At 69.0% G+C, this 15149-nt stretch carries 16 protein-coding genes; 10 read left to right on the forward strand and 6 right to left on the reverse strand.

The window, feature by feature from the left end; translation table 11 throughout:
* Positions 1–80: 80 nt before the first annotated feature.
* The 7 genes from rpe to DEH84_RS00635 all read left to right on the forward strand — a co-directional run bounded on the left by rpe (position 81) and on the right by DEH84_RS00635 (position 5334).
* The gene (rpe, locus tag DEH84_RS00605; RefSeq protein WP_109033830.1) at positions 81–764 is read left to right on the forward strand and encodes a ribulose-phosphate 3-epimerase; all 684 of its coding nucleotides are present in this window, start codon (positions 81–83) and stop codon (positions 762–764) included.
* Positions 765–781: 17 nt separating this feature from the next.
* Positions 782–1435 (forward strand): DsbA family oxidoreductase, encoded by a 654-nt coding sequence (locus DEH84_RS00610; protein ID WP_109033831.1) that lies wholly within the window; start codon positions 782–784, stop codon positions 1433–1435.
* A 123-nt stretch (positions 1436–1558) separates the two neighbouring features.
* Entirely contained in the window at positions 1559–2365 is an 807-nt protein-coding gene (locus DEH84_RS00615) for a tetratricopeptide repeat protein (protein WP_159098791.1), read from the forward strand.
* Entirely contained in the window at positions 2362–2856 is a 495-nt protein-coding gene (locus DEH84_RS00620; protein ID WP_109033833.1) for a MotA/TolQ/ExbB proton channel family protein, read from the forward strand. The genes DEH84_RS00615 and DEH84_RS00620 overlap by 4 nt, the downstream gene beginning before the upstream one ends.
* Entirely contained in the window at positions 2853–3206 is a 354-nt protein-coding gene (locus tag DEH84_RS00625) for a DUF2149 domain-containing protein (protein ID WP_109033834.1), read from the forward strand. Before DEH84_RS00620 ends, DEH84_RS00625 begins: the two co-directional genes overlap by 4 nt.
* A gap of 63 nt (positions 3207–3269) precedes the next feature.
* Positions 3270–4646: a sensor histidine kinase gene (locus DEH84_RS00630; RefSeq protein WP_109033835.1), complete on the forward strand. Its 1377-nt coding sequence runs from the start codon at positions 3270–3272 to the stop codon at positions 4644–4646.
* Positions 4639–5334 carry a response regulator gene (locus DEH84_RS00635; protein WP_109033836.1) on the forward strand — a complete coding sequence of 232 codons (696 nt, stop codon included), beginning with the start codon at positions 4639–4641 and terminating at the stop codon, positions 5332–5334. Before DEH84_RS00630 ends, DEH84_RS00635 begins: the two co-directional genes overlap by 8 nt.
* 3 nt (positions 5335–5337) lie before the next feature.
* Here DEH84_RS00635 and DEH84_RS00640 read toward each other — a convergent pair whose 3' ends face one another.
* The 3 genes from DEH84_RS00640 to DEH84_RS00650 are packed head-to-tail and all read right to left on the reverse strand — an operon-like array spanning position 5338 to position 7676.
* On the reverse strand, positions 5338–5658 hold the full coding sequence (locus DEH84_RS00640; RefSeq protein ID WP_109033837.1) for a DUF3325 domain-containing protein: 321 nt from the start codon (positions 5656–5658) through the stop codon (positions 5338–5340).
* Positions 5651–7348: a PepSY-associated TM helix domain-containing protein gene (locus DEH84_RS00645; RefSeq protein WP_109033838.1), complete on the reverse strand. Its 1698-nt coding sequence runs from the start codon at positions 7346–7348 to the stop codon at positions 5651–5653. Before DEH84_RS00645 ends, DEH84_RS00640 begins: the two co-directional genes overlap by 8 nt.
* Positions 7349–7361: 13 nt before the next feature.
* Positions 7362–7676: an iron uptake protein gene (locus tag DEH84_RS00650; RefSeq protein ID WP_109038130.1), complete on the reverse strand. Its 315-nt coding sequence runs from the start codon at positions 7674–7676 to the stop codon at positions 7362–7364.
* Between the two features lie 121 nt (positions 7677–7797).
* Here DEH84_RS00650 and DEH84_RS00655 point away from each other — a divergent pair, with 121 nt between their 5' ends.
* Positions 7798–9897: a TonB-dependent siderophore receptor gene (locus tag DEH84_RS00655; RefSeq protein WP_159098792.1), complete on the forward strand. Its 2100-nt coding sequence runs from the start codon at positions 7798–7800 to the stop codon at positions 9895–9897.
* A gap of 27 nt (positions 9898–9924) precedes the next feature.
* Positions 9925–11082 (forward strand): pyridoxal phosphate-dependent aminotransferase, encoded by a 1158-nt coding sequence (locus tag DEH84_RS00660; protein WP_109033840.1) that lies wholly within the window; start codon positions 9925–9927, stop codon positions 11080–11082.
* Between the two features lie 4 nt (positions 11083–11086).
* Here the strand turns inward: DEH84_RS00660 and DEH84_RS00665 are convergent, their stop codons facing one another.
* Both DEH84_RS00665 and DEH84_RS00670 read right to left on the reverse strand, forming a co-directional pair.
* Complete coding sequence (locus DEH84_RS00665) at positions 11087–11641, reverse strand: isochorismatase family protein (RefSeq protein WP_109033841.1); 555 nt, start codon at positions 11639–11641, stop codon at positions 11087–11089.
* 151 nt (positions 11642–11792) lie between these two features.
* The gene (locus DEH84_RS00670; protein WP_109033842.1) at positions 11793–12680 is read right to left on the reverse strand and encodes an MBL fold metallo-hydrolase; all 888 of its coding nucleotides are present in this window, start codon (positions 12678–12680) and stop codon (positions 11793–11795) included.
* Between the two features lie 152 nt (positions 12681–12832).
* Between DEH84_RS00670 and DEH84_RS00675 the strand changes: the two genes are divergently transcribed.
* Positions 12833–13870: a ProQ/FINO family protein gene (locus DEH84_RS00675; protein ID WP_109033843.1), complete on the forward strand. Its 1038-nt coding sequence runs from the start codon at positions 12833–12835 to the stop codon at positions 13868–13870.
* A gap of 96 nt (positions 13871–13966) precedes the next feature.
* Here the strand turns inward: DEH84_RS00675 and DEH84_RS00680 are convergent, their stop codons facing one another.
* Positions 13967–15061, reverse strand: a complete 1095-nt coding sequence (locus tag DEH84_RS00680) for a porin (RefSeq protein WP_109033844.1) — start codon at positions 15059–15061, stop codon at positions 13967–13969.
* Positions 15062–15149 lie beyond the last annotated feature (88 nt).

The raw sequence follows: 15149 nt of genomic DNA on the forward strand, positions 1-15149 counted from the left end.
CGTCAGGGTTGATGGCGCGGCTCGGCCCTTCGGCTGCCTTCCTACAATGGCGGTTTGTCCCGTCTCCCGAGGTTTCCAGCATGTCGCGCACCTTCCGCATCGCCCCCAGCATCCTGTCCGCCGATTTCGCCCGCCTGGGCGAGGAAGTGCGCCACGTCATCGACGCCGGGGCCGACTGGATCCACTTCGACGTGATGGACAACCACTACGTGCCCAACCTGACGTTCGGGCCGATGGTGTGCCAGGCGCTGCGCAAGCACGCCGTGCGGGCCGACGGCACCGCCGTGCCCATCGACGTGCACCTCATGGTGCAGCCGGTCGACGCGCTGGCCACGGCCTTTGCCAAGTCGGGCGCCGACATCGTCACCTTCCACCCCGATGCCTCCACGCACGTCGACCGCACGCTGCAACTCATCAAGGCCGAAGGCGTGCAGGCCGGCCTGGTGTTCAACCCGGCCGCCCCGGTGGACGTGCTGGAATGGGTGATCGACAAGGTCGACGTGGTGCTGCTGATGAGCGTCAACCCCGGCTTCGGTGGCCAGAGCTTCATCGACAGCACGCTGCGCAAGGCCGAGAAGGTGCGCAAGATCATCGACGCATCGGGCCGTGACATTCGCCTGGAGATCGATGGCGGCATCAAGGTCGACAACATCCGCCGCGTGGCCGACGCCGGCGCCGACACCTTCGTGGCCGGCAGCGCCATCTTTGGCCAGCCGAGCTACAAGGCCGTCATCGACGCGATGCGCGCCGAACTCGCTCGCTGAACCGGAGCTTCACCCTCATGGCCACCACGCTGCAACTCGATTTTGTCTCCGACGTGTCCTGCCCGTGGTGCGCCATCGGCCTGGCCTCGCTGCGCCAGGCCATGGCCCAGCTGGCCGATGAGATGCAGTTCACGCTGCGCTTCCAGCCGTTTGAGCTGAACCCGCAGATGCCGCCCGGTGGCGAAGACATTGGCGAGCACCTGACACGCAAGTACGGCTCGACGCTGGAACAGCAGGCGCAGATCCGCGAGACCATCCGCCAGCGCGGGGCCGAGCTGGGCTTCACCTTCAACACCGAAGGCCGCGGCCGCATCTACAACACCTTCCATGCCCACCGCCTGCTGCACTGGGCGGGCGAAGAGCACCCCGAGCAGCAGTTGGCGCTGAAGCAGGCGCTGCTGGAAGCCTGCCACCGCGACCGCCAGGCCATGGACGACCCCGGCGTGCTGCTGGCCTGCGTGCGCGAGGCCGGCCTGGACGAGGCCAGTGCGCAGATGGTGCTGACCGAAGGCCGCTACGGCGACGAGGTGCGCGAGCAGGAAGAGATGTACATGTCGGCCGGCATCCAGGCCGTGCCGGCGCTGGTGGTGAACAACCGGCATCTGGTGTCGGGTGGGCAGCCGGTGGAGAACTATGTGAAGGTGTTGAGGCAGATTGCGGCGCAGGGCTGAGCCCTTGCCACCTCGGGCAATTTGCCCGCCCCCACTCGGGCTCCCTTCCCTGGCCGCTGGCCTGAAGGCTTCCTACATTGAGGTCAGTCCGCTCGACGCGGCCTCATGCTTCAGGAGTGCCCCATGCCCCCGGTTCCATCCCCCTCGTTCAGTCCACCCCGCGCGCGCCGGATTCCCTCTGGTGTGGCGCTGATGCTGGCGCTGTCTGCTGCCACAGCCGGCGCACAGACCGGCGCACAAACTGGCTCCTGCGGCCAGCCCGAGCCCACCGGCGCAGGGCCCTCCAGCATGGCGGCCAACAACGTCAGTGACCTGTCGCTGGCCTACCAGGCCGAGCAACCCGCCAGCATCACGATGTGCGCCTACGGCTACCTCGCCGCCAAGTGCGGCGACTACGCCACTGCCCACAAGATCTTCGACAAGTGCATCGCCAAGGGCTTCGTCGGCCCCATGATCTGGAAGGGCCATCTGCTGCAGGAAGGCGAGGGCGTGCCGCAGGACTCTGTGGCGGCCACCGCGATGTTCAAGCGCGCGGCCGAGTCCGGCCACGATGGCTATGCCGTGATGGGCAAGCTGCATTACGCCAGCGCCTTGTGGGAAGGCCGCGGTGTGGCCCGCAACGAGGCCGAGGCGCGCAAGTGGTTCGAGCAGGCTGCCGCCGAAGGCAGCGAAGATGCGCAGACCTTTCTGAAGACTGGCTATCACACCGGCTCGCGTGACCGCACGGGCAAGGGCGTGGGCGTGCCGACTGAGGATGTGCAGGGCCAGGCGCTGCAGAAGCAGCCCACCGCCACCACAACGGCATTTCCAGGCTGGTACACCGTGGGGATGGGCGCCCTGCTGGCGCTGCTGGTGGCCATCGGGGCGTGGCGACAGGGGCGCACCCGGCTCGCCGGCATTCGCCTGCAGGCAGGAGGGCAACCCGCATGAGCGCCATCGCCTCCATCGACCACGCCATGTATGGCGTGAGCCAGCTCTTTCTGGTGCCCGTGCTGGTGGCCATCAGCGCCGCGTTTGCCTACGCCTTCGTGGCGCTCGGTGGCTTTGTGCGGCAGGCCTGGCAGCGCCACCAGGGCCTGCCGGCCGGTTTCGAGATGCGCATGTGGCGCGAGCTCGAGCCGGCCTTGTCTCTCAGCCACCTCGAGGCCCTGGCCCTGCGCCGGCTGGAGCTGGTGCGGCTGGTGACCCGCGTGGCGCCCATGCTGGGCCTGGTGGCCACGATGATCCCGATGGGGCCGGCACTCAAGGCGCTGGCCGATGGGCAGATGGCCGAGGTCTCGCGCAGCCTGATGGTGGCCTTCTCGGCCGTCATCCTCGCGCTGATTGCGGCGGCCATCACGTATGCGGTGGCCCAGGTGCGCCGCCGCTGGTATGCCGCCGACATGCTGAGCCTATCCGGCGACGAGGAGCTCATGTCATGAGCGACTTCCAACCTGTCCCGCCGCGTGCACGTCAGCGCCGCACTTCAGGCCTGCTCGAAGACCTGGAAGACGACGACCCCATTCTGTCGGTCGTCAACCTGATCGACGTGTTCCTGGTGCTGGTGGCGGCCCTGCTGCTGGTGGTGAGCCAGAACCCGTTGACCCCCTTCACCGACGACAAGCTGACCGTGATCCGCCGTGCGGGTCAGCCCGACATGGAGATCGTCATCAAGGACGGCCAGAAGATCGACCGCTACAAGGCCACCGATGGCCAGGGCGCCGGGGCCGGCGTGAAGGCCGGCATGCTGTACAAGATGCAGGACGGCGGCATGGTGTATGTGCCGGAGTGACACAGCCTGGCACAGGGCCGACACCGCTGTGCAAAGCCGCCGCTGCGCGTATCCTCGCTGGCCATGTCCTTGTCTGCCCATCTGCTGATCCGCATGACCCTGGTCGGCCTGCTGTGCTGGTTCGGGGTGTCGGGCTTCGTGGTGTGGCGGCTGCAGCAGGAAGGGCGCGGCACGATCGAGGCCCAGGCAGACATCCTGCAGCGGCTGACCGAGCAGCAGTTGCGCCGGCAACTGGTGGCGCAGGATGCGGGCGGGCGCCTGCCCGATCTGGCCCGGGTGGTGGCGTTGTATGGCCGGCCGGTGTGCCTGCGCTACCAGGCCATCGACCAGCCACTGGTGCAGTGGGGGTGCGAGCCGCCCGTGCCCACCGAAGCGGTGCCGGCCTGGCTGGCCACGTGGCTGGGCGAGCGCCTGCCCGTCAGTGTCACCCGGGGGATCCGGCTGTGGTCGCGCGAAGACGGGGTGCTGCGCATCGAGCCCCAGCAGGCCGCTGTCATCGAGCAGCTGTGGAGCCGGCTGCAGGACCTGACCAGCCTGACGGCCGCCACCATTGCCGCACTCGATTTGCTGGTGTGGCTGGTGTTGCGCCGCCTGTTGCAGCCCACCGCCGGGTTTGTGGCGGCCCTCGACCGGCTGGGCGAAGGCGAGCACACCTTGTCCTTGCCCAGACAGGGCGCGCGCGAGTTCCGCCGGCTCAGCGAGGGCATCCAGCGGCTGGCCGCCACCCTGGCACAGCTGACGGCCATCCGCGCAGCACTCACGATACGGCTCATCGACACCCAGGAGGCCGAGCGCCGCGACATCGCCCACGACCTGCACGACGAGATGGGGCAGTGCATTGCCGCGCTGCAGGCGGTGTCGTCCGGCATCCGCCAGAGTGCCGCGGTGGGCGAGCCGGCCACCATCGAAGACACCGAGATCCTGGATGCGACCGTGAACGAACTGGCCGCCGGCGTGCGTGGTCTGTTGGTTCGTTTGCGCCCGCCCCTGCTGGATGAGCAGGGCCTGCAGTGGGCCTTGCAGGACCTCGTGAGCGCTTGGAACCTGCGCCAGCGTGCGGCGCGCCAGCCACCGCTTCGGGCCGAGCTGACCTTGCCCGCACGTTGGCCTGCCGAGTTGGACGAGGCCACCAGCCTGGGCCTGTACCGCGCCTGCCAGGAGGCCCTGACCAATGCCGCGCGCTATGCCGATGCACGTGAGCCGGTTCGCCTGTCGGTGACCCTGGCGCACGGCCGCCTGTGCCTGTCGGTTCGCAATGCCTGTTCATCGAGCCCGCCGAACCGTGCGGCCTCCGGGACCGGGCTGGGCCTGGGCATGATGGCCGAGCGGGTGCGTGCCCGTGGTGGCGATCTGCACGCGGCGCGCGAGCCGGCCCCGGCCGGAGACGCCTTTGTCCTGACCCTGCAATGGCCGCTGCGCCCGGTGTCTGCCCATGCCTGAATCTGCCGCCACCCCCGTCATCCGCCTGCTGCTGGTCGACGACCATGCCATCGTGCGGGCCGGCTACCGCCACCTGCTGCGCCGGCAGGCTCACCTCGACCTGATCGACGACGCGGGCAGTGCCGAAGAGGCCTACCAGCTCTACCGCCAGAACCGGCCCGATGTGGTCGTGACCGACATGGCCTTGCCGGGGCAGAGTGGGCTCGAGCTGACCCGCCGGCTGCTTGCGCTCGATCCGCAGGCCCGCGTGCTGATCTTCACCATGCACGGCTCGCCCGACTTTGCGCAGGTGGCCTTGCGGGCCGGGGCGCGGGGCTATGTGAGCAAGTCGAGCCCGGCCGAGACGCTGTTGAACGCCATTGCCGAAGTGGCCGCCGGCCGGCGTGCCCTCAGCCCGGATGTGGCGCAGGCCCTCGCGCTGGCCCGTGTGGAGGGCGACACCGGCCTCGATGCGCTGACGCCGCGCGAGTTCGAGGTGCTGCGCATGCTGCTTCGGCCCTTGCCGGTGGCAGAGATTGCCGCGACGCTGCACCTCAGCGAGAAGACCATCTGCAACCTGCACTACCAGATCAAGCGCAAGCTTGGCGTCACGAGCGACATCGAGCTGACCCGGCGCATGCTGCCCCTGCTGGAGCAGGCAGACGCGAGCCTGAATGCCATGGCGGAAGGCGGCGCCGGGGCCGCCTGAGCATCAGCTTCTGCGCCAGCCGGCCCACAGGCGCCACGTGCGGGGGCGCCACGCCAGGCCCAGCGTCACGGCCACGGCGGCCACGGTGAGCCACATCACCCACACCAGCACCGCCATCGAGGGGTGATCGCGCTGCAGGCAGGCCACCAGGGCCCCCCCCAGCGCCGCTGCCCCCAGCACCCGCAGGCGGCGCTGCGTGCCTGGCTCAGGTTCTGAGCGGGTGTCTTGCACCTGCTGCCAGTGCACCGGCATGGCCAAGGCCAGCCACACCATGCCGGCGTGGGCCAGCAAGGGCGCCATCAGCGTGTTGAGCCAGTCAGACATGGGCCACCTCCTGTGCGCGCGGCGTGCCCGGCGCGTTCTGCACCACGGGCTGAACGCGGCCCAGCTTGCGTCGCACCGCCAGGGCCAGCAGGGCCGTGGCCAGCAGGCTCAGGTCCACTCCGGCCACCGGCCAGTTGGCAGCGGGCATGGTCACGCCCAGGTGGGCGCCCGTGCTCCAGCCGTTCGCCACCACGGCCGCCACCGCCACCAGGGCCACGGCCAGGCACTGCTCGCGCCAGGCCGGTGAGCGCAGGCCGCGCGACACCGGCGCGTTGCGCCAGCCTGCATGCACCAGGCTCAGCAGCCAGATCCCCCAGAACGCGCGCATCTGCCAATCGGCTGCACCGCTGAGGTCTGCGGGCAGCAGGCGGTTCACCAGCAGCATGCCGGTGGTGGCCAGCAGCATGCCCGTCACGGTGGTCACGGCCAGCGCGTCGACCACGCGCGCACCGGCCGATCCCTGGCGCGCGTGCTGCTGCTTGCGCTTTTCCACGAAGAACACGAAGCCGGTGCCGATGCACAGGCAGCCCAGCAGGCCGCCCACCACATACAGCCAGCGCAGCAGCCAGTGTTCGAAGTGCTGCAGGTGCAGGCCCGAGAGGAACTGGTGCACGGCTGACGCGGGCGCCCGGGGGGGGTCTTCGTACAGCACGCGGCCGGTGCTGGCCTGGAAGTGGATGCCTTCGCCCACCAGGGCCACACGGTCGCTGCCCGCGCGGTAGACGCTGACGTAGCCGTTGGCATCGCCGATGTGGTGCAGCTTCAGAAAGCCCACTTGGCCGGGCATGTCGCGCTCGGCCCAGCGGCGGCGCGCTTCGGCCACCATGGCATCGACTGAGGCGAGCGGTGCGGCCACCCCGGCGCGTTCGTGCGGCAGGCCCGTGCGCGTTGCTTCCAGCACGGCGTGCTGATCGTGCAGCGACTTGAGCACGGTGTGGCCCAGCGGCAGGTAGATCGAGGCCGCGAAGATCACCAGCCCCGTGAAGGCGAAGAAAAAGTGGAAGGGCAGGGCCAGCACGCCGGTCAGGTTGTGCAGGTCGAGCGTGCTGCGCTGCAGGTGCTTGCGCGGCCGGAAGGTGAAGAACTCGCGGAACAGCCGCCGGTGGATCACCACCCCGCTGACCAGCGCCGCCAGCATGATGAAGGCGGCGAGGCCCACCACGAAGTAGCCGATGTTCTTCCACTTGAGGTGCAAGCTGTAGTGCAGCGGGTAGAAGAAGGCGCTGCCCACTTTCAGCTGGTCGTCTTTCAGGATCTGGCCGGTGCGGGGGTCCACCGTCACGCGGTTGTGGATGTGGTTGTGCGCCGCCGGGTCCTTGGGCAGGGGCACGGCGAAATCGGCGCCGACCAGCAGGACCGGGTCACGGTGGGTGGTGTAGGCCCAGAACTCGTCGATGGGCAGCGCTTCGCGCGGCGTCATCGGGCCCTTCGCAGCATCGTGCAGCACCGGCATCTTGGCCGCGTACTCGACGGGCGACGGCTCCAGCCTGTCCATCAGCGGCCGCAGCATGTGGTCGAACGACGGCATGGGCTGCGGCGCAAAACGCGTCTGCGGAATGGCCCAGCGGTCGATCTCGCGGTCGAACACCGAGAGCGAGCCGAAGAAGAACACCACCATGAGCACGAAGCCGAGCACGAGCCCGAACCACGTGTGCATCCAGGCCATGGCCTGACGGAAAGTCCAGTTCATTGCAGGGCTCCTTTCAGCTCATCAGCGCGCGCTGCCACAGCAGGGCGGCTGCCATCGAGGCCGCCCCCCCGCCACCGAGCACACACCACACGCGGCCCAGGCGCGGCGCGGCGAAGGCCCACAAAAAGGCAACGAGGTAGACCAGGAAGGCCGCGATCAGCACGCCGTGCTCGGCTTCGTGAAAGCCGATGCCAGCGGCGACCAGGGCCACCACGGCCAGCGCCGAAACGCCCCACGTGAAGGCATAGGCCCCGAGCACGCTCAGAACGATGCGGTGGAACCAGCGCCATCGGGGCGCTTGCGAGGGGGCGTGGATCAGGGTGGACATGGTTGTGGCGAGTGGGCGACGGAGGGCGGTGCACATCGTTACCGGGCCGGTCGACATGCTTCGAGATGAGATTATAGAATGCGAATCAATCTCATTAGCGTTACATAGACATACCTTTGCCATGCGTTGTCACCCTCCTTCTCCGCTCTTTCTGGCCGCCCTGCTGGCCTGTTCTGCAACCGCCTTCGCGGCCGACGCCGAGGTCTCTGCACCCGTGGCCGGTGGAGCCCTGCCCGAGGTGCGCGTCAAGGCCAGCAAGGCGGCCAAGGCCGACCCGCTGGTGACCCAGACGCGCGCCGCCACCGTGGGCAAGAGCCCGGTCAGCGTGTACGAGACACCGTTCTCGATGGAAGTCATTGACGTCGCCCAGATCCGCGAGACGGGCGCGCGCAGCGTGGAAGACGCGCTGCTCTACAGCGCCGGGGTGCAGGCCGGCCGCTATGGCTTCGACACCCGGGGCGACTGGGCGGCCATCCGCGGCCTGTCCCCGGCGGCCTATGTCGACGGCCTGCGCGGCATCTACGGCTACTACAACAACGTGCGCCCCGACATCTACACGCTGGAGCGTGTGGAAGTCCTCAAGGGCCCGTCTTCGGTGCTGTACGGCCAGGCCGAACTGGGTGGCATCGTGAACGTGGTCAGCAAGCGGCCGCAGGCCACGCCGCGCCGCGAGATCGAGGTGCAGGTGGGCAGCCACAACCGCAAGCAGGTGGCCGCTGACCTGACGGGGCCCCTGTCTGCCGATGGCCAATGGCTCTATCGCCTGGTGGCCTTGAAGCGCGACAGCGACACGCAGGTGGACCACGTGGCCGACGACGCGGTGGTGCTGATGCCCTCGGTGACGTGGCAGCCGCGCGCTGGCACGAGCATCACGGCGCTGTACACGCACCAGCAATACAAGGGGCAGGTGTCATCGCAGTTCCTGCCTTCGAAGGGCACGATCGACCCGGCGCCGCTGGGCCGGCTGTCGAGCAGCACTTTCGTGGGCGAGCCCGGCTGGGATCGCTACGACACGCGCAAGAACGAGTTCACGCTGTTGCTCGACCAGCAACTGAACGACGACTGGCGCACCACCGCCACGCTGCGCAAGACGCACTCGGCCAGCGTGACCCGCGAGCACTGGGCCACCGTGGGGGCTGTGCCCACCGATGCGGGCGACATCACCCGCACCATCTACACCACCGACCGCAAGACGGAGGTCTTTGCGGGCGACGTGCGCCTGGAGGGCAAGCTGACGCTGGGCCCGACGCGCCACCATGTGGCGGTGGGCCTCGACCACCAGCACGCGCGCTGGGATGAATACAACTACAGCTATGGCGCGGGCACCAACATCAACCTTTACAACCCGGTCTATGGCAGCGTGAGAACGTCGGCGCTGACCTGGAGCGACCGCCCGGACAGCAAGCTGATTCAGACCGGCCTGTATGCCACCGACCACATCAGCTGGGGCCCCTGGGTGGCGTCGGCCGCCTTGCGACGTGACCACGCGCGCAACGTCACGGTGGCCGTCAGCGGTGCGGAAACCACGGTGCACAACCAGGCCACCACGGGCCGACTGGGCCTGATGTACAAGCTGCCGATGGGGGTGTCGCCCTACGTCAGCTACTCGGAAGCCTTCGTGCCCAACCTCGGCACGGACGGCACGTCGAGCGCCAGCTTCCTCAAGCCCACCGAAGGTGAGCAGAAGGAAGCGGGCTTCAAGTACTTGTCCGACTCCGGCCAGACCTCGGTCAACTTCGCGTGGTTCGACATCAAGGAGACGAACCGCGTGGTTCAGGGCAGCACGCCGGGCGGCGTGGCGCAGACGGGGGCCGCGACCAAGGGCTGGGAAGTGGAGGTACGCCACCGCATGGACGCGCTCGAACTGTCGGCCAACTACACCGACATGAACGCCGTGAACGACCAGACCGGCCTGCGGCTGGCCTCGGTGGCCGAGCGCACCGCGTCCACCTGGGCGCAGTACCGCCTGCCGGGCGGCTGGCGCGTGGGCGCGGGTGTGCGCCATACCGGGTCTGTGACCGGCGCCAACGGCCAGCCGCTGCTGGAGACGGTCAACCTGGTGGATGCGATGGTGGGCTACGTCACTGGCCCCTGGGACTTCCGCTTCGACGTGAAGAACCTGGCTGACAAGACCTATCTGTCGTGGTGCCGCGGCCTCGGCCAGGACTGCGGCTACGGCGCACGCCTCAATGCAGCGTTGACGGCCCGTTACACGTTCTGAGGTTGGCGACGGGCTATCCTCTGGCCCATGCCTGACACGCCCGTCTCCATTGCCTCTCGCCTGCCGCAGGTCGGCACCACCATCTTCACGGTGATGTCGGCGCTGGCCCAGCAGCACGGTGCCCTCAACCTCTCGCAGGGCTTCCCCGATTTCGATGCGCCGGCCGACCTGCTGGCGCTGCTCGACGAGGCCACGCGCGCCGGCCACAACCAGTACGCCCCGATGGCGGGCATGCCGGTGCTGCGCGAGGCCATTGCCGAGAAGGTACAGGCGCTTTACGGCGTGGCCTACGACGTCGACACCGAGGTCACCGTGACGGCCGGTGCCACGCAGGGCCTCTTCACCGCGATCGCGGCGCTGGTGCACCCGGGCGACGAGGTGATCGTCTTCGCGCCGGCCTACGACAGCTATGCACCCAGCGTCGAGCTGCAGGGCGGCAAGGTGGTGTACGCCACGCTGAGCCAGCCCGACTGGCGACCCGATTGGGACGAAGTGGGCCGCCTCATCACGCCGCGCACGCGGATGGTGATCGTCAACAGCCCGCACAACCCGACCGGCAGCGTCTGGACGGCCGACGACATGGCCCGGCTGGAGGCGCTGCTCCAGGGCACCGACATCGTCGTGCTCAGCGACGAGGTCTACGAGCACATGGTGTTCGACCAGGTGCGTCACGAAAGCGTGCTGCGCTATCCCGGCCTTGCCGAGCGCAGCGTGGTGGTCTCGAGCTTCGGCAAGACCTATCACATCACCGGCTGGAAGGTGGCCTACTGCGTGGCGCCTCGCGCGCTGATGGCCGAGTTCCGCAAGGCGCATCAGTTCATCGTGTTCACCGTGCACGCGCCCAGCCAGGTGGCGCTGGCGACGTTCATGAAACGGCCGGGGTGGTACGAGCAGCTCAAGGCGCTGTACCAGGGCAAGCGCGACATCTTTCGCCAGGCGATCTCAGGCTCACGATTTGAGCTACTTCCATGCCAAGGCACCTACTTCCAGTGCGTGCGCTACAGCGCCATCAGCGATGAAGGTGACCGCGCCTTTGTCGAGCGCCTGGTCACCGAACACGGCGTGGCCGCCATCCCGGTCTCGGCCTTCTACCCCGATGGCCGAGACGAGGGCGTGATCCGCTTCTGCTTTGCCAAGTCGGCCGCCACGCTGGAGAAGGCGCTCGAGCGCCTGATCCGCCTCTGACCGTTCAGCCGCGTTTGATGCGCGGCAACACTTGCCGGAACGCCGGGTGATTGGCGCAACCAAGCCACTCGAACATCACCATCTCGCTGCTGACCACCGCCGCGCCCGCGCCCTGAAGTCGTTGCAGGGCCAGCGCCTTCTGCGCAGGGTCGCGAGACGCAACCGCATCGGCCACCACGAACACGGCGTGGCCCGCAGCGAGCAGGCTGAGGCCGGTCTGCATCACGCACACATGGGCTTCGGCCCCCACCAGCACCACCTGCCGCCGCCCGAGGCGCTCCAGCATGCCAAGAAAACCGGGCTCGCTGGCACAACTGAAGTGCGTCTTGTTGACGATGGTGGCGCCGGTGGCGTGGGCGGCGTCCCGCACGGTGGGCAGCGAGCCGCCCAGCTTGTCCACGCAATGCTCCGACACCACGATGGGCACATCGAGTTCGGCTGCGGTGGCCATCAGGTCCAGCGCGTGGCGAGCGGTGGCGTCGCCCTCGGCCAATGCGGGCATCAGGCGGTCCTGCAGGTCGACCACCAGCAGCAGGGCATCGTCGGCACGGATCAGCATGAAGGGGCTCCGGTTGTGGCTCAGCCCCCAGCGTAACGCGTTCCGCGACGCCGGGTGCGCAAGGTGATGGAGCAGCGCCAGTCAGGCACGGGCGGCTGACTGTGCTGCCAGCCCCAGCGGGCCTCCCATGGCGTCAGATAGACCGAGCCGTTCAGGCCGGCGGCGCGTGGCTCGGCGCCTGCGGCAGGGCGCCGAGCGCGCGGCCACTGAGCCGCTCGAACTCCACCGGGTCGTGCGAGCAGCACAGCGTCAGGCCGGTGGTGTGGGCGCCGTGCAGCGCCCGCAGCCGCGCCTGGTTGGCCAGCCGCTGGGTGCGGTCCTTCTCCATCAGCGTCTGGTATGCGCGCAGCCCGGGCGGGCACCAGGGGGCAAAGGTGTCCATCTCGCGGCGGTGAAAGTAGGCATCGCCCGCCAGCAACACCCACTGCCCGTCCGCCTGCACCGCCACACCCGCATGGCCGTGGGTGTGGCCTGGCAGCGGCACCAGGGCCAGATCCGGCAACCCCTCACCGAGGGGGCGCACGCGCTCGAAGCCCTCCCACACCTCGCCGCCCGAAGCCTCATGCAGCACCCACCGCGCGCGGCTGGCACCCCACTGCGCGGGCCGGAAGCGTTGCCGATCCAGCCAGGTGCGCTGCGCTTCGGCGTGCACGCACTCGTTGCGCATCATGTGCACCGTGGCGTTCGGAAAGTCGTCCAGCCCGCCGGCATGATCGAAATCCAGGTGGGTGAGCACGATGTGCCGCACGTCCGACACGGCAAAGCCCAGACGCGCCACCTGCCGCACCGCTGTCATCTCTTCGGCCAGCGCCGGCTGCAGCAAGGTCAGGAAGAAGCGGCTGAGCCGGGTGCGGGGCGCCTTCACATCACCCAGGCCGAAACCGGTGTCCACCAGCACCAGGCCGTCGTTCGTTTCGACCAGCAGGCAGTGGCAGCTCAGCTCGGCGCGGTCGATCACGGTGGGCAGGCGCTCGTCCATGAGCCGGCCACCCAGCGGGCACGACGAGATGCAGTTGAGGTGGTGTACGCGGCAGCCCATGTCATGCCTCCCGGGGATCCGTGTGCGACGTTTTGCCGCACCGACGGTGCCGGCAAGGGCCGTTCCCGACGCTGGGGCAGCGGTCTATCGTGGCAACGGCCGCCACATCGCGCACAATCGAGGTTTCGCCCTCTGGCGCTGCCACCTGCTTCATGTCTTCGACTCCCCTGCCTCCTTCGGACCTTCCTTCCGCCCAGCCCGCCGAGCCCGACACCCCGGCGACGCCCGACGTGCCGGAGGCGGACGCATCGGCTGCACCGGCCGGCATGAGTCCCGCAGAGTGCGCGGCCGAGCTCCAGCGCCGCTTCCCCGCGCTGTTCGGCGGCGAGCCCAAGCCACTGAAGCTGCGCATCCAGGTCGACATCCAGGAGCGCGCCCCCGGCGTGTTCTCCAAGACGGCCCTGTCGGGTTTCTTCCGCCGCTACACGCACGCCACGGCCTACCTGATCGCCGTCAGCAAGGGCACCTCGCGTTTCGACCTCGACGGCCAGCCTGCGGGCGAGTTGTCTGAAGAGCACCGTCAGATTGCCGAGACCGAGCTGGCCCGCCGCCGCGCGCTGGTCAAGGAGCGCCGTGAGGCCGAAGCCCAGGCACGCCGCGACCGCGCGGCCGTGCTGGCCGATGTCGACGCCGGCAAGCTGACCGCCGAGGCCTACTGCGCCGACAAGGGCGTGGCGCCCGAAGCGTTCGAGGCCCTGCTGGCCCAGGCCCGCAAGGAAGCCGCCGAACCCCGCCCCGAGCCTCGCAACCGCGGCCCGCGCAACGGTCAGGGCCCGCGCCGTGACCGCGGCGGCGATCGCGGTGAACAACGTGCGCGCGGCCCGCGTGCCGAGCGCGCGCCGGGCGAAGCCGCCCCGGCCGCTGGCGGTGAACCCGGCGCCCGACCGGCCCCGGCCGAACGCGGCGAGCGTGCAGAGCGGGGCGCCCGTCCGCACGGCGACCGTCCGCAAGGCGATCGCCCCCGCGGCGACCGCGCCCCTCGCCGTCCGGATGGCGAGCAGCGTGCCGGCCAAGGCCCGCGCCCCGACCGCGGCGATCGCAACGACCGTGGTCCCCGCCGCAACGATCGCTCCGATCGCCCGCGTCAGGACGCCGCCCCGCGCCGCGAGCGCCCGGCTGATGGCAACGCGCCGAAGTCGGCGCTGGCCCTGGCCCTCGAAGCCGCCAAGGCCAAGTCCGGCAAGGCCTGACCTGCGTCCCATGTGCCGGCCTTGAACGCCGGCGCGCCATGAAAAAAGCCGTGACCGGTCATACCGTCACGGCTTTTCTTCTGGGCGGAACGCCGATCAGAAACGGTGCTGCAGCCCGAAGCCGATGCCCGTCTGGTGGTTGGTCAGCGGCGTCTGGTCGCGGAACACGCCGGTGAGGGTCCGGCTGCCGTCTTCGGTCTTCGCGCGGGCGATGGCCGCAGTGGCGTACAGGCGGGTGCGCTTCGACAGGTCGTAGTGCACCTTGCCAGCCAGCATCACCGGGTTCGACGGCGTGCCATGTTTGTTCTCGACATACACGCCGCCGAAGGCCGTCACCTTGTCGACAACCGGCGCGCTGGCGCCCAGCCAGTACACGGTGGTGTGGAAGGCGGCATTGCTGCTGCTGACCGTGCCCACTGGCTCGCGCTTGGTGTCGCGCACGCCTGCATAGACCTTGCCCGTGCCCAGGGCGTAGGTGCCCGAGGCGATCCAGCTGCGGTTGCTGGTCGAGTTGGTGGCGGTTTCCGTGGCGGCGGTGCGGCCATCATCCAGGCTCAGTTGCACCGACACAGGGCCGTCTTCGTAGCCGACGGACACGCCGCGGCTGGTGTTCGCGTTGAGCGAGCCCGCCACTTCACCGAGGCCGGCGTTCAGGCCCAGCTTGATCTTGCCGAAGGTGCCCAGGTAGCGCACGCCGTTGCTGATGCGGCTGGTGAACGAGGCCTTCGGCACCGTGGCCGTGCTCGTGACCCACGAGTATTGCGGCGCGTAGCCCATGAAGTCGTGTGCGCTGATGAAGTCGTAAGCCACGGTCGACATGCGGCCCAGCGCCACGCTGCCCAGCGCATTGCTGTCCAGGCTGACCCAGGCCTGGCGTCCGAACAGCGTGCTGTCGGCGGCACCGGTGTCGGCACTCAGTTCGCCTTCCAGATTGAACTGGGCGCTCAGGCCGTTGCCGAGGTCTTCCTTGCCCTTGAAGCCGAAGCGCGAGGTGTTGATGCCCCCCGAGTTCAGGCGCCACTGGCTGTCACCGGCGGCGTTGTTCTGGGTGCGGTATTCCATGCCCAGGTCGATCAGGCCGTACATCGTCAGGTTGGTCGACTGCGCCTGCGCCCCGAACGCGGCGAAGAAGGCGGCCAGTGCGGTGGCACTCAGGACAGGCAGGCGGGAAAGGCGGCGGGTGTGAGTCATGTCGTCTCCGTCTGACCCCGTTGAAATAGGAAAATGGGTCAGTGGCCGCGGATGATCGACAGCCTTCCTGTCAGAAATCTGGCGATGG

Source organism: Aquabacterium olei (assembly GCF_003100395.1).
Lineage (GTDB): Bacteria > Pseudomonadota > Gammaproteobacteria > Burkholderiales > Burkholderiaceae_C > Aquabacterium > Aquabacterium olei.